General features: G+C 59.1%; 13 protein-coding genes. 4 read left to right on the top strand and 9 right to left on the bottom strand.

Going from position 1 to position 12,551, the window contains the following annotated elements; translation table 11 throughout:
- Both dgt and arcB read right to left on the bottom strand, forming a co-directional pair.
- Positions 1-601 (bottom strand): dGTP triphosphohydrolase (gene dgt / locus AB5Y85_RS08230; protein ID WP_368221322.1); only part of this gene is annotated, 601 nt, incomplete at its 3' end.
- Positions 602-652: 51 nt separating this feature from the next.
- Positions 653-2,962 carry an aerobic respiration two-component sensor histidine kinase ArcB gene (gene arcB / locus AB5Y85_RS08225; protein ID WP_259584050.1) on the bottom strand — a complete coding sequence of 770 codons (2,310 nt, stop codon included), beginning with the start codon at positions 2,960-2,962 and terminating at the stop codon, positions 653-655.
- Between the two features lie 206 nt (positions 2,963-3,168).
- On the opposite strand from arcB, the gene AB5Y85_RS08220 reads away from it, so the two are divergent.
- Positions 3,169-4,155 carry a DUF2860 family protein gene (locus AB5Y85_RS08220; RefSeq protein WP_019446216.1) on the top strand — a complete coding sequence of 329 codons (987 nt, stop codon included), beginning with the start codon at positions 3,169-3,171 and terminating at the stop codon, positions 4,153-4,155.
- A 67-nt stretch (positions 4,156-4,222) separates the two neighbouring features.
- Here the strand turns inward: AB5Y85_RS08220 and AB5Y85_RS08215 are convergent, their stop codons facing one another.
- The 4 genes from AB5Y85_RS08215 to AB5Y85_RS08200 form a co-directional block, all read right to left on the bottom strand.
- Positions 4,223-4,921 carry a DUF3334 family protein gene (locus AB5Y85_RS08215; protein WP_021231953.1) on the bottom strand — a complete coding sequence of 233 codons (699 nt, stop codon included), beginning with the start codon at positions 4,919-4,921 and terminating at the stop codon, positions 4,223-4,225.
- A gap of 89 nt (positions 4,922-5,010) precedes the next feature.
- Positions 5,011-5,457 carry an HIT domain-containing protein gene (locus tag AB5Y85_RS08210; protein ID WP_368215853.1) on the bottom strand — a complete coding sequence of 149 codons (447 nt, stop codon included), beginning with the start codon at positions 5,455-5,457 and terminating at the stop codon, positions 5,011-5,013.
- 74 nt (positions 5,458-5,531) lie between these two features.
- The gene (locus tag AB5Y85_RS08205) at positions 5,532-6,170 is read right to left on the bottom strand and encodes a DUF2057 domain-containing protein (protein ID WP_005339101.1); all 639 of its coding nucleotides are present in this window, start codon (positions 6,168-6,170) and stop codon (positions 5,532-5,534) included.
- Positions 6,171-6,241: 71 nt separating this feature from the next.
- The gene (locus tag AB5Y85_RS08200; RefSeq protein ID WP_368221323.1) at positions 6,242-7,141 is read right to left on the bottom strand and encodes a LysR family transcriptional regulator; all 900 of its coding nucleotides are present in this window, start codon (positions 7,139-7,141) and stop codon (positions 6,242-6,244) included.
- A gap of 97 nt (positions 7,142-7,238) precedes the next feature.
- Here AB5Y85_RS08200 and AB5Y85_RS08195 point away from each other — a divergent pair, with 97 nt between their 5' ends.
- A complete protein-coding gene (locus AB5Y85_RS08195; RefSeq protein ID WP_021231956.1) occupies positions 7,239-7,841 on the top strand; it encodes a short chain dehydrogenase in 603 nt (200 codons plus the stop codon).
- A gap of 127 nt (positions 7,842-7,968) precedes the next feature.
- On the opposite strand, the gene AB5Y85_RS08190 is transcribed toward AB5Y85_RS08195, so the two are convergent.
- The 3 genes from AB5Y85_RS08190 to dapA all read right to left on the bottom strand — a co-directional run bounded on the left by AB5Y85_RS08190 (position 7,969) and on the right by dapA (position 11,247).
- Positions 7,969-9,072, bottom strand: a complete 1,104-nt coding sequence (locus AB5Y85_RS08190; protein ID WP_040065098.1) for a phosphoribosylaminoimidazolesuccinocarboxamide synthase — start codon at positions 9,070-9,072, stop codon at positions 7,969-7,971.
- Between the two features lie 167 nt (positions 9,073-9,239).
- Positions 9,240-10,367: an outer membrane protein assembly factor BamC gene (bamC, locus tag AB5Y85_RS08185; protein WP_042080542.1), complete on the bottom strand. Its 1,128-nt coding sequence runs from the start codon at positions 10,365-10,367 to the stop codon at positions 9,240-9,242.
- Positions 10,360-11,247: a 4-hydroxy-tetrahydrodipicolinate synthase gene (gene dapA / locus AB5Y85_RS08180; protein ID WP_368221321.1), complete on the bottom strand. Its 888-nt coding sequence runs from the start codon at positions 11,245-11,247 to the stop codon at positions 10,360-10,362. The genes bamC and dapA overlap by 8 nt, the downstream gene beginning before the upstream one ends.
- Positions 11,248-11,452: 205 nt before the next feature.
- On the opposite strand from dapA, the gene AB5Y85_RS08175 reads away from it, so the two are divergent.
- Both AB5Y85_RS08175 and bcp read left to right on the top strand, forming a co-directional pair.
- On the top strand, positions 11,453-11,986 hold the full coding sequence (locus AB5Y85_RS08175) for a glycine cleavage system protein R (RefSeq protein ID WP_005349229.1): 534 nt from the start codon (positions 11,453-11,455) through the stop codon (positions 11,984-11,986).
- A gap of 24 nt (positions 11,987-12,010) precedes the next feature.
- The gene (bcp, locus tag AB5Y85_RS08170) at positions 12,011-12,475 is read left to right on the top strand and encodes a thioredoxin-dependent thiol peroxidase (protein WP_368221320.1); all 465 of its coding nucleotides are present in this window, start codon (positions 12,011-12,013) and stop codon (positions 12,473-12,475) included.
- The last annotated feature ends 76 nt before the right edge of the window (positions 12,476-12,551 follow it).

The raw sequence follows: 12,551 nt of genomic DNA, 5'->3' as shown, positions 1-12,551 counted from the left end.
AGATGCCCCGCTTGCTGCTCCAGCCATGATGCTGGCCATAGCTCACCCCAGGCTGAGGCTGCTGCGGGTATTTGCACAGCGCCGCCAGCTGCCCGAGCGTCAGGTTGAGTTCGTGCAGGCTGTGCACCAGCCGCAAGCTCTGGGCGTTGCCATCAAACAGTTGCAGATCCTGACGCAACTCCGCCCACTGGGCCGAGGGGGGCTGCGCCAGCGCCTGCTGATAGAGGGGATCGAGCATCTCGCCGAGCCACTGGCTCATCACCTGCTCGCCAAAGTGGCCAAACGGCGGGTTGCCCACGTCATGAAGCAGGCAGGACATCTCCACCAGATTGATAAAGGCCCCTTCACAGACCATCCCAGCAGGCAAGGCAGCCAGAATGCGGCGGCTGATCTGGCGACCGGTCTCCTGCACCTCCAGCGAGTGGGTGAGGCGGCTGCGCACCGAGGCCTTCACATCGAGCGGAAAGACCTGGGTCTTCTGCTGCAACCGGCGCACCGGTGCTGCCTGCACGATACGGGCGCGATCCTGCTCGGTCGCCTCCAGCAGCTCCTCATCCCCCCAGGAGTGGATGCGCGCGGGGGTAATCAAACGGCTATACATCACGCGGCTCCTTGCCAGCAACTTCCATCAGACTCAAGACAACCTCCAGCCTCAAGACAGCAACCAGCGCCGCAGACGGGCGATGTCGCCCGGATATTCGCGGCGCAGCGTCTCAATCCAGTCTTCCACGTTTTCCCACCAGGCGGGATGATCCGGGCTCTGGATCAGCTGTGCCGTCTGCTGCAATCGGCGCAAACCGATAGAGCCCGCGGCGCCCTTGATCTTGTGAGCCTCTTCCACCACCCCCGCTTGATCCTTGGCAATCATGTTGGAGTCAAGCACTGCCATGTAGTCCGGCATCATCTTCTCGAACAGATCGACGCTGGAGAGCAGCACCGGCTTGCCCACGGTATCGGCGTAATCGGTGAGGAAGGGGATATCCAGCAGGGCATCCTGATTGCCCGCATCAGCCTGCTCATCCGCTTCATCCTCGGCCAGATCGGCAAACAGGTGACCAATCACCTCCCGCACTGCTTTGGAGCCAAGCGGCTTGTTAATCACATCCTGCATGCCGTGATCCCGGTAGTACTGGCGATCGCCGGTAGAGTTGGCGGTGAGGGCCACCATGGGTGGCAGGCTGTCGCCATAACGCTCCAGCAGGGTTTTCGCCACATCGAAGCCGGTCATGTCCGGCAGCTGGATATCGAGCAAAATGAGGTCGAAATCATCCGGGTTGGCCATCGCCAACGCCTGGGTGCCGTCCCGTGCCACCTGCACCTGATGACCCAGCTTGCCCAGCAGGGCGCAGGCCACCGTCACGTTAAGCTCCACATCCTCCACCAGCAGGATATCGAGAGAGGGCATCTCCTCCTGCTCTGGCAACACAGGCTCGGCGCAAGCCACTTCCAATTCGGCAGTGAAGCAGGAACCTTCGCCCGGATCGCTGTCCACATAGAGCTGCCCGCCCATCGCCTGAACCAGCTGACGGGAGACCGCCAACCCAATGCCAGTGCCGGTGGCGTGCTTCTTGCCCTGCACCTGATAGTACATGGCGAAGATCTTCTCCTGCTGGGCGCGCGGGATACCGATACCGGTATCCTCCACCTCGAAGTGCAGGGCCAGCTTGCCCGGCTCGTCGGCGGGATGGGAGAGGCAACGCACGGTGACGCCCCCCTCATCGGTAAACTTGACCGCGTTGCCCACCAGATTCCACAGCACCTGACGCAGGCGGGTACCGTCAGCCATCACAAATTGCGGCATGTCACCATCCCGATCGAAATGGAGATAGAGCCCCTTCTGCTCCGCCTGAATGCGCGACAGGGTCTCCAGCTCGTCGAGGAAGGCGGGCAGGTCGATGCGAGTTGGCGCAATTTCGAGGCGACGACGATCCAGTTTGTCCAAGTCGATGATGTCGTTGAAGATATTGCCAAGGGTCACCGCACTTAAGTGAATAGTCTTGAGCTGCTGATGCTGTTTGGGATCGAGGGGGGTATCCATCAGCATCCGGCTTAATCCCACGATGCCGTTGAGCGGGGTGCGCAACTCGTGGCTGATGGTGGAGATAAAGGTGGTCTTGTCGCGGCTCGCCTTCTCCAGCTTGTCCTGATACTGCTTGCGTTCGGTGATATCACGGCCAAAGCCGAGCAGGCCGAGCCGCTTGCCGAAGCGGTCGAAGAAGGGCACCTTACGCAGCTCGAAGTAAGCCTTGCGGCCATCGGGATACTCCAGCCACTGCTCGTAGGTGAGCGGCTCGTTGCTGGCAAAGACCTGCTTGTCGGTCTCCACCACCTTGTTGGCGATCTCCTGCTTGTAGACATCGAACGGGGTCAGACCGATCAGCTCGGCCTCCACCTTGCCGGTCAGCTCCTCCATGGCGCGGTTGCAGCCGGAGAACTGCTCATCCTCGTTGCGGTAGTAGACCAGATCGGGGGAGCAGTCGATAAAGGAGCGCAGCAGGGCGGTGCGCTCCCCCAGATGAAGCTGGGCTTTTTCCCGCTGGAACACCTCGTTCTCGAGATCCTCGATGGCCTGCAGACGAAGGCTCTCGGCCCGGTTGGTCTCGGCAATCTGGGCGTTGAGGCGGCTGATGTTCTCCTGCAGTTGGGTATTGAGCTCCAGATCCCGCTCGCGCATATCCTGCAGCTTGCGCACCATCCGGCTCAGCCGCTGGCGGGAATCCTCCAGCTGATCCACCACGATGGAGAGAAAATAGACGGCCCAGGGGGTCACCAGCAGGCCGAAGAAGACCGAGCGAACGAAGTCGATCACATCGATATTGCCGCGCAGGAACAGGGTCACCCCCATCTGGATGGCAACCGCCAGCACTATGATGCCCGCCGCCAGGAACATGCTGAATCGCACCAGTCCCAGCTTGGTCATCAGATCGACATAATATTGCGCCCAGGATTTAATCTGTTTCATCTTATTGTTTTCCCCCGATATTCGCGGTACAGAATACCAGCACAACCGAGTGAACTCTTCTTAATCTCGCACAATTAATTAACGATTCGCCGAATGAAATGAGTGGGTTAGGATAATTGGCAATATTGAGTCAGTTGCCATTAAGTTTTTTTCTTTATACTCACCGGCTGAAAAAATTCACAACCATTTAATTTAGGAGTTATCCGATGCGCAATACCACCTTGCTGGGCCTGGGCCTGCTGGTCGCAAATAGTGCTTATGCTGATTTGGGTGAAATTCCCAAGGAGTCTGGCTGGTCCGGTTTCCTGCTTGGCGGGGTCAGTGTCATCAATTACGAATCAAATTTTTATAGCGGTGATGACGAAAACCGCCGCCTGAGCGGACTGGGCAGTGCCGAGAGCAGCTCCGCCGTTGCCCCGCTGCTCAACGCAGATATCCGCTACACCTTTGCCGATACCCGCACCCAGGTCTTCCTCGGTAACCTGATCCAGGACGCCATCCGTTTCGACTTCACCCAGCAGCTCGGTATCCGTCAGGAGATGAGCGACAAGGGCATCGTAGCTGGCTCCGTGGTCTTTAATGCCATGCCGACCGAGCAATGGAGCGATCCCTTCGCGGTGGGTGTCGACCGTCAGTCGACCGATATCAAGTCAAAAGGGGTGCGCTTCGCCTGGGACAGCATCTGGGGTAGCAACTTCAATGGTAGCCTGACCACCCGCAACATCGAGGTGGATGAGGAGCGCAGCGGCAGCCAGTACGGCGCCGATACAGCAGCCAAACTGGATCGCAACGGCAAGATCCACGCCCTCGACCTCTCCTACAAATGGCAGCTGGCACCCGGTCAGATGCTGGAGCCAGCCTTTATCTACCGTCAAGCCGATCTGGATGGCAGCGCCCAGAGCTACAAAAGCAACGGCCTGCAGTTGACCTACGGCATGCGCGCTTCCCAGTGGTCTTTCGTCAGCAACGCCTATCTGGGCCAGACCAAATATGATGAGGCCAACCCGATCTTTGGCCAAAACGCCGACTCCGACGAGTTTGCCCTGACCGGTACCTTCTTCTGGCACCGCCTGTTCGGTATTGCGCCGCTCTCGGCAACCTTTACCGCTGGCTACGCCAAGTCCGATTCCGACATCAACTTCTACGATTCTGAATCCGTGATGTTCAACACCGGCCTGCTCTACAACTTCTAACAACGGTTGTGCGCACGTATACAACAAGGCCACCCGAAGGTGGCCTTGTTGCTATCCAGCGTTTGACTCAAATACCCAGAGAGTCGAGCAGATCGTCGTGATCGTTGGCGACCGGGGCCGCAGCCTGAACCGGCTTGGCGGCATCCTGCTTGGCCTGGGCGATCAGCGCATCGGGATCCAGCTCTTCATGCTCCATCCCCTCATTGTGGATGCGAATGAACTCGGTTTTGTCCATCGCCAGCTCCAGATAGAAGATGTTGTTGCGGGCGGTGAAGAAGGTGACGCGGCGGGACTCCGGGCTGTCGAGATTGGTATCGACACTCAGCATCACCTGCTTGTTGAGGGCCAGCATCTTCGGCTGGTTCTGGGTGATGTGGGTCTGCAGATCCCGACCCACCTTGACGGTAAAGCTGCCGACGATCTGGTTCATCAGCTCGCCCATCACGTTGCTCACCTCGTCAGAGGTGTGAGAGATGGCGAGATCCTCCTTGGAGAGCCCCATGCTCAGCATGTAGCTCTCGTACAGCTCCATGGCGGCGGCGGCGGAGAAGTTGATCACCACCAGACCGGAAAAACCGCCATCGAACAGCACGAAACAACCGATATCCGGCTTGAGGCAGGTCTTGCTGATCCGCTGCACCATGCCGGAAAACCGCACCTGACTCATGGTCGCGGCACTCAAAACGTCCGTCACCGAGTTGCACAGGCTGAGCAGCACATCCTCTGTGGTCAATACGGCATCGTCATCGGATCTTGTCACTATCATGGGACCTTCCTGAACATCGAAAATGGGCTTATCTATACCATAACTCTAACAGATGGCGCGGCCCGGAGACTGAAATAGCGACACGCCTCTCAGTTGACTCCGTTATCAGCAGCCACAGGGGTGAAACCGCTCAGCTTGGCGAGCCGGGCACGCCATATATCGGCCTGCTGCGCCAAAACTTGTGGCTCGTAAGGCACGACCGGATGAGCGCCCCATATGGGGCCTGGCCAGGCGCGATCCGTCGCAAAGCGGGCGACATGGTGAAGATGGAGTTGCGGTACCAGATTGCCGAGCGCGCCGATGTTGATCTTGTCCGGGCTGAGGGCCTGTTCCATCAGGTTGGCAACAGCGCAGGACTCCTGCATCAGCTGTTGCTGCTGCTCCGGCGCCAGATGGTGAATTTCCCGCAGGTTGGTAACTCGCGGTACCAGGATCAGCCAGGGATACTGGCTGTCTTTGGCCAGCAAGACACGGCAGAGGGGCAGATCCCCGAGCCACCGGGTATCTGCCTGCAGGCGTGAATGCAATTCAAACATGAAAACCTCGTTGAGTACGATGAACAGAGCGCCTGAAAAAAGGAGTGTCCACGTTACTGCAACGGGCAGAAAACTTAAAGCTGTGGGACCGCCCAACCGATAAAGCGCTTGCGCAGGGCCGGATCGGCCTGGAGGAACAACTGCTGCAACTGCCCTTCCAGCTCGCTGGCAGCCACAACGGGTTGCGCCCCGGAGAGCGTAGCCGTTGGTTGTGTAGTCACAGCGACGGCCGTCAGCGCCGCCTTGCCGCCGCTGCGGTTGTATTCAGCCAGTTTGCCGTTCCAATCCACCCCTAGCAGCATGCCGCTGGTCACCAGCGCATCCTGCTGGATAGCAAGCGCGCGGCCATTCTCCTGCAGCGCTACCACAGGAGCCTTGGCATACGCCTGCATCCCCCGCTCGTCTCCCGGTACGCTGGCCGTCAGCTGCAAATGCTGATTGCTGCCCTGATAGCGAACCACCTGCGGCTCGGAGCGTACCTGCCGATCATTCTCGCTGCTGCTGCGACTGGGGATCACCCCCTCGAAGCGCACCAGCAGTTGCTGCTCGCCATCCGCCAGGGTGGCATGCTGCTCATCCTGCAAGGTGCCGTTGCTCACCGCGAGGATGCGGAAATTCTCCGGCACCTTCACTTCCACCATGGCCTGCACACTGCCAGCCCCCAACACTGCACAGAGCAGCACAAACCCGGTCAACCCTCTATTACTCTTCATTCCCGCTGATCTTCCTGATGCCGATGGTGGGCGCAGGGTAGCAGCCGAAGATGACAGAAAAATAACGCCGCTCAGAACAGGTAGTGGGGCCGCTCGGCAAACCACTGGGCCAGCACCTGCTTGAACAGCCGGATCTTGCGCGGCACCCGCCGCTGCTGGGCATGCAGTACATGGAGCTGATGCAGCCCGCTCTGCCATTCGTCGAGCACGGTCACCAGCTCCCCTGCCGTCAGCTGCGATTCCACCAGCATCAGCGGGCACTTGGCATAGCCCATACCGGCGCGCGCCAATTGCAGCACGGTGCTGTAGTGGTTGGCTCGCACCTTGCCCTGCACCAGAATGTGGGCCTCTTCCCCCTCACGGATAAAGTGCCACTGCTCCCAGGCCGGATTGTGCCCCTGCAATAGGCAGCTGCGCCCGCTCAGCTCATAGGGAGTGGCGGGACGCCCCTCTCGCGCCACCAGTGCGGGGCTCGCCACCACCACATCCTTGAGTCGGCCAAGAGGAAGTACGACCAGATTGTCCGGCACCTCGTTCATGGCGCGCAGGGCGATATCGTTCTCCCCCTGACTCATGTCGACCATCTGGTTGGTGAAATTGAGTTCCACCTCCACTCCCGGGCAGAGCGCGGCAAAGCTGGTCAGCAGTTCGCTCACCATGCGATCGCCGGTGCTGACCGGGCAGGTAAAGCGCAGTCGTCCGCAATCCTCTTCGGTCAGCGCCTGAATATCCTGCTCCGCCTGCCGAGCCAGCGCGAAGATCTCCCCCGCCTGCTGGTAGAGGGTCTTGCCCGCCTCGGTCAGACTGAGGCGGCGGGTGGTGCGCTGCAACAGTTGTGCATTGAGGGAGGTCTCCAGTGCGCTGACATGGCGGCTCAGCATCCCCTTGCTGACCCCCAGCGTATCGGCCGCAGCCGAGAAACTGCCGCGCAGCACCACTTCATAAAAGCTGGCCAGATGGGCGATATCCATCATTAGCTCCAATATGGAAACAATGGGTTTATTTTACGCGCTTTTTCGCATTTTCTGTTGCGCTAGAATCGACACATCCCAACCAGGAGTGATGCAGATGAAAATTGTGATTGTGGGTGCCTCCGGCACCGTCGGCTCCGCGGTCAGTGAACTGCTTGCCAAAGATCATCAGGTGATCCGGGTCGGCCACAGCCGTGGCGATGCCACGGTCGACATGCGCGATCCCGCCTCCATCAAGGCGCTGTTTGCCCAAGTAGGCCAGTTTGATGCACTGGTTGTCGCCAGCGGCAGCGTGGCCTTCAACGGCCTGACCGAGATGACCGACGAGCAGTGGCAGGTGGGACTGGAGAGCAAGCTGATGGGCCAGATCAACCTGACCCGAGCCGCCATTCCCTATCTGACTGACAAGGGTTCCATCACTTTGATCAGCGGTATTCTGAGCGAGGAGCCGATCAACTGGGGCGTGAGCGCCAGCACAGTCAACGGCGCCATCGATCACTTTGTGAAAGCGGCCGCCTGCGAGCTGCCAAGGGGCCTTCGCATCAACGTGGTGAGCCCTACCGTGCTGGCGGAGTCGATGGACAAATACGCCGACTTCTTCCCGGGGTTCGTGCCGGTGCCCGCCGCCAAGGTGGCGCAGGCTTACAAGAAGTCGGTGCTGGGCATCCAGACAGGTCAGGTGTTCAGGGTCAACGGCTGATCGCCGCTCGCTTGCCGCCAGACCAGCAATAAAAACGGGCCCCATAGCGGGGCCCGTCTGTTTCTCTGCCTCTCTCCATCGCCACTGGCAAACGTTTGTTTCTAGGCGACAAAAAAGAGCGCAACCCTTAGTCGATCAGACCGTACTGATCGCGCAGCACCTCGATGATCTCCTGCTTGGGATTGGCAGAACGCGCCAGCTTGTGGCCGATGATCTTCTCGGCGATCCCGACATAGGTGTTGGAGATATCCATCATCACTTCGGTCGGCAGCTTGTTGTCGCGGGCCAGGGCAAAACGTTCCGGCATGCGATTCTTGTTGAGCAGGATGTCCGGATCTGGGAAGTGGTTGAGCAGCCACTGACGGAAACCCTCTTTGGACTTCTCGACGATCTGGCCGTCGCGCAGGGCCGCGCCATCCCAGATACGGGAGCTGTCGGGGGTGCCCACTTCGTCCATGTAGATCAGCTTCTCGTTGCCGGCGGCATCGTGGACGTAACCAAACTCGAACTTGGTATCGACGAAGATCTGATCCAGCCCGGCCAGCGCGTCGCTGATGACGTTGAAGCCCTCTTTGAGCAGCACTTCGTAGCGGTCGATGTCGGCCGGTTTGCTGAAGTTGAAGCCCTTATAATGGCGCTCGATATCGGCACGGGAGACGTTGACGTCATCGGCTTCCGGCACGCCATCCAGCCCTTTCAGCACGCCCTTGGTGGACGGGGTGATGAGGATCTCCGGCAGTTTCTGATCCTTTTTGAGCCCTTCCGGCAGGGTGATGCCGCAGAACTCGCGCTCGCCATCCTTGTAGGCACGCCACATGGAGCCGGTGATGTACTGGCGGGCAATCGCCTCGATCATCACCGGACGGGCTTTTTGCACGATCCAGACGAAGGGGTGCGGAATATCCAGAATGTGGCTGTCAGCCAGTCCCTTCTCCTTGAACAGCTTGAACCAGTGGCTGGAGATGGCGTTGAGCGCAGCCCCTTTGCCCGGTACGCCGTTCAGGCCATCCACACCTTGCCAGATGCAATCGAAGGCCGAGATGCGATCGCTGATCACCATGAGGGCGAGGGGCGCATCGGCCGGCACATCATAGCCTTTCTCTTTTATGAGCCGGGCACTGTCTTCGGGGGTCAACCAGTAGACACTGCGCACTTTGCCGGAATGGACAGGTTTATCGGTACGGATCGGCAAATCGTCATTCACCGCCAATACTTGATCTGCAAGACTCATGGCTAATAACACTTCCTGTTTGTGGGGGGTAAACATCGCGAGTCCCTCACCTGCGCGCTCTGTTTGCAACGGGCTGGCAAGGGGGCTCGTATCATCGAAAACCGCTCGGAATCCCCGCGTTTTCAGGGGGATTTTGATAACAAAACAGGGGCACAAGGCCCCTGTATTTATTCTGCTTTTGCTGCTGCCTGATCGGCCAGCCCCTTGGCGAACGCCTCGGACAGGCTGATATACATCTGGGAGATAACCCCGGACGATACCGGCTTCTTGTCCTTGTCGAACAGGGTGATGGAGGTCTTGCCTCCCGCCATTTCGCCAAGCTGGAAGCGGTATTTCTCCTCCTCCAGTTTGAACGGCTCGCTCCCTTTCGCCTTCCAGAACTCGGCACCCGGCTCTTCGTACTCGACGTCGATCCAGCCCAGTGACTGCTGGGTATCCTTGATGGTGAAACCGTAAGCGGGCAGCACCTGGTTGAGGCGACGCCACACCTGATCAAAGGAGCCTTCGGCAATCCAGGCGCTCAGTTCGTTGTTGTCCAGACCCAGTTGCAGACCCATGCCATCGTTGGACTTGTGCTGCTCGCGGGCTTTCAGCTGGCTGTCGTAATAGAGAGAGAACTGGTTCAGCACCCGCGCGGCATAGCGCTGGGCATCGGCAGGGGTCAGCTTGTTGCTGGTCTCGCCGTCGATGGTCTCTTCGTGATCCAGCACCCGGACCGACATGTTGACGGCGTGGCGCTGGGCATCGTTGCGCACGGTGAACTGGTAACGCTGACGGATTTTGAAGTCTTCGTCATCTTCACCCCAGCCATCGAGGGCGACTGTGTTGTCAAACCAGCCGGTCTGCAATACGCCATCCTGCTGATCCAGCTTCTCGGTGGTGACCTTGTATTTGGCCAGGAAGTTCATCAGGAACGACCAGGTATCGCGCTCCACGCTCTGGCTGGTGCTCAGGGCATAGAAGGCAACGGTCGGTTCGGTTGCGGTCTGCACCACCTGACTGCCCGGTACCACGGTCAGCAGCTGGGCTGGCGGGCGCACATCGACCTGGGCGCCGAGGGCACCTTCACGGCTGCTTTCGGGAAGCGGCGGGATGTCGTACTGGCTGTTGAAGGTGGGGGCACTCAATCCTGCGGGGATCAAGAACGCGCGGCCCTCGAGGCGGGCATCTTCATAACCGAAGTCGCGGTTGGCCATTTTGCGATCCTGGGGGGTGCTGCAACCGGCCAATACGGCCACAGTCGCAACGCTCAGCACCAGACGGGCTCTATTTCCCTTTCCATTAGATTTAAACACTCGCCATCAACTCCGCTGTGGTCAGTGCTCGCGCCATCAGCTGCTCGCCCTCGGGGGTGAGGTCAACCAGCGGCAGGCGCAAGGTGGCTGTTGCAATCAACCCCAGTTGGGCACAGGCCCATTTCACCGGGGTGGGGCTCGGTTCGCAGAACAGAGTCTTGTGCAACGGCATCAAGAGATTGTTGATGTCATGCGCCTGCCCGGCATAACCGGCCAGCGCAGCACGACACATGTCGGCCATCTGGGCCGCCGCAATATTGGTGGTGACCGAAATCACGCCATCGCCACCTTGCAGCATAAAATCACAACCAGTGGCATCGTCGCCACTGTAGAGAGCAAACTCCGGCCCGCACAGCTCGCGCAGCAGCGGAGTGCGGCTCAAATCGCCAGTTGCCTCTTTCAAACCGATAATGCCGGGAACCTTGGCCAGACGGGCCACTGTCTCCGGTTTGAGATCGCAACAGGTGCGACCGGGCACATTATAAAGAATTTGGGGCAGACCACTAGCCTCGGCGATCGCACAATAGTGGCGATAGAGACCTTCCTGAGTGGGCTTGTTGTAGTAAGGAGTCACCGAGAGACCCGCCACCACGCCGGTTTTGGCCAGTCGCTTTGCCAATTCAATGGCATGGGCAGTATTGTTGGAGCCGCAACCGGCGATGACGGGAATACGTCCGGCGGCATACTCAACGGTCTTTTCAACGACGGCGATATGCTCCTGCTCGCTCAGGGTCACCGATTCCCCTGTGGTCCCAACCGCAACAATGGCGCAGGTCCCGGCGCTGACATGATAGTCGACCAGTTTGGCCAGACTGGCCCAATCGACTTCACCTGAAGCCAGCATGGGGGTAACGAGCGCAACAATACTACCGCGTAACATGGACTTTTCTCCCGATTTTCAGGGGCGTAATGGTAAAGCTGACCCCTTTGAAAAACAAGGGAGAGAGGGGGCAAGCCGTGATACCATCCGGAACAAAAAGTAATGGACGAAAGTCGGCAGCGTCCCTCAGGGAGTGGTCATCAGGGCCGGAGGGTTGGCTTGCCAGCGCGGCTTTCGCAACGAAATAACGGACGAGAGAAGATTTATGACTCACTACCTGGTCGTAACGGCCATCGGCACGGACAGGCCTGGCATCGTCAATGAAGTGACCCGCCACGTCAGTGGCTGTGGTTGCAACATTGTAGACAGCCGCCTTGGCATCTTCGGCAATGAATTTACCTTTATCATGCTGCTCTCGGGCGACTGGAACAGCATGATGCAACTCGAAATCAGCCTGCCCCTGCGTAGTCAGGAGTGGGATCTCATCACCATGATGAAACGCACCGAGCGCCACCAGTCCCTGCAGTATGACGTCCGCGCCAGTGCCGACCTGTTGATCCGCGACGAGCCCGGCATCGTAAGCCAGTGCACCCAGTTCTTCAGCGAACATGGCTGGAACATTCAGGCGATGCAATCAATGACCCTGGAGCAGCAGCCGTTCAACCTGCTGAAGATCAGTTTTCAGCTCAATCTGGCCAGAGAGGGTGAAGTGGAAGGTTCGCAAACCGCCTTCGCCGAATTCTGTCGTCAACTGGGTGCCGAATCGTTCGAGTTTATCGTCAATCGCAAACACGCCTGAGGGCGTTTTACCCGAGGAGACCCCATGCAACCACTACACGCTGGCAGCCCCGCCCCCGATTTCTCCCTGCCCGACCAGAATGGCAATCAGGTCAGTCTCGCTGGTCTGCGCGGCAAGAAGGTGCTGGTCTATTTCTACCCCAAGGCGATGACCCCCGGCTGCACCACCCAGGCCTGCAGCCTGCGCGATGTGAACGTCGAGCTGGCCGCCCTCAATGTGGTGGTGCTTGGCATCAGCCCGGACCCGGCCAAACGGCTGAAAAAGTTCGAAGAGCGGGACCAGCTCAACTTCACTCTGCTGGCCGATGAGGACCACGCCGTCGCGGATGCCTTTGGCGTCTGGGGCCCGAAGAAGTTCATGGGCAAAGAGTATGACGGCATTCACCGTCAGAGCTTCCTGATCGACGAAGAGGGCAAGATTGCCCACCACTTCGACAAGTTCAAAACCAGCGATCACCATCAGGTGGTACTGGATTTCCTCAAGGGGTAACCCTCCCCTGCGTCATTGAAAGGCCTGCCATGCAGGCCTTTTTTGTCTGGTCAGTAGCCCCTTGCCAGCGGATTTT

It is taken from the genome of Aeromonas sp. R3-1 (assembly GCF_040908345.1).
GTDB lineage: Bacteria > Pseudomonadota > Gammaproteobacteria > Enterobacterales > Aeromonadaceae > Aeromonas > Aeromonas veronii.
Note: the sequence above shows the minus strand (reverse complement) of the source record. Positions and strands in the feature narration are given on the sequence as shown.

What these genes read in the sequence shown, in the direction of transcription:
- arcB (WP_259584050.1), bottom strand. Translation starts at nt 2,962, where the DNA reads ATGAAACAGATTAAATCCTGGGCGCAATATTATGTCGATCTGATGACC.
- AB5Y85_RS08220 (WP_019446216.1), top strand. Translation starts at nt 3,169, where the DNA reads ATGCGCAATACCACCTTGCTGGGCCTGGGCCTGCTGGTCGCAAATAGT.
- AB5Y85_RS08215 (WP_021231953.1), bottom strand. Translation starts at nt 4,921, where the DNA reads ATGATAGTGACAAGATCCGATGACGATGCCGTATTGACCACAGAGGAT.
- AB5Y85_RS08210 (WP_368215853.1), bottom strand. Translation starts at nt 5,457, where the DNA reads ATGTTTGAATTGCATTCACGCCTGCAGGCAGATACCCGGTGGCTCGGG.
- AB5Y85_RS08205 (WP_005339101.1), bottom strand. Translation starts at nt 6,170, where the DNA reads ATGAAGAGTAATAGAGGGTTGACCGGGTTTGTGCTGCTCTGTGCAGTG.
- AB5Y85_RS08200 (WP_368221323.1), bottom strand. Translation starts at nt 7,141, where the DNA reads ATGGATATCGCCCATCTGGCCAGCTTTTATGAAGTGGTGCTGCGCGGC.
- AB5Y85_RS08195 (WP_021231956.1), top strand. Translation starts at nt 7,239, where the DNA reads ATGAAAATTGTGATTGTGGGTGCCTCCGGCACCGTCGGCTCCGCGGTC.
- AB5Y85_RS08190 (WP_040065098.1), bottom strand. Translation starts at nt 9,072, where the DNA reads ATGAGTCTTGCAGATCAAGTATTGGCGGTGAATGACGATTTGCCGATC.
- dapA (WP_368221321.1), bottom strand. Translation starts at nt 11,247, where the DNA reads ATGTTACGCGGTAGTATTGTTGCGCTCGTTACCCCCATGCTGGCTTCA.
- AB5Y85_RS08175 (WP_005349229.1), top strand. Translation starts at nt 11,453, where the DNA reads ATGACTCACTACCTGGTCGTAACGGCCATCGGCACGGACAGGCCTGGC.
- bcp (WP_368221320.1), top strand. Translation starts at nt 12,011, where the DNA reads ATGCAACCACTACACGCTGGCAGCCCCGCCCCCGATTTCTCCCTGCCC.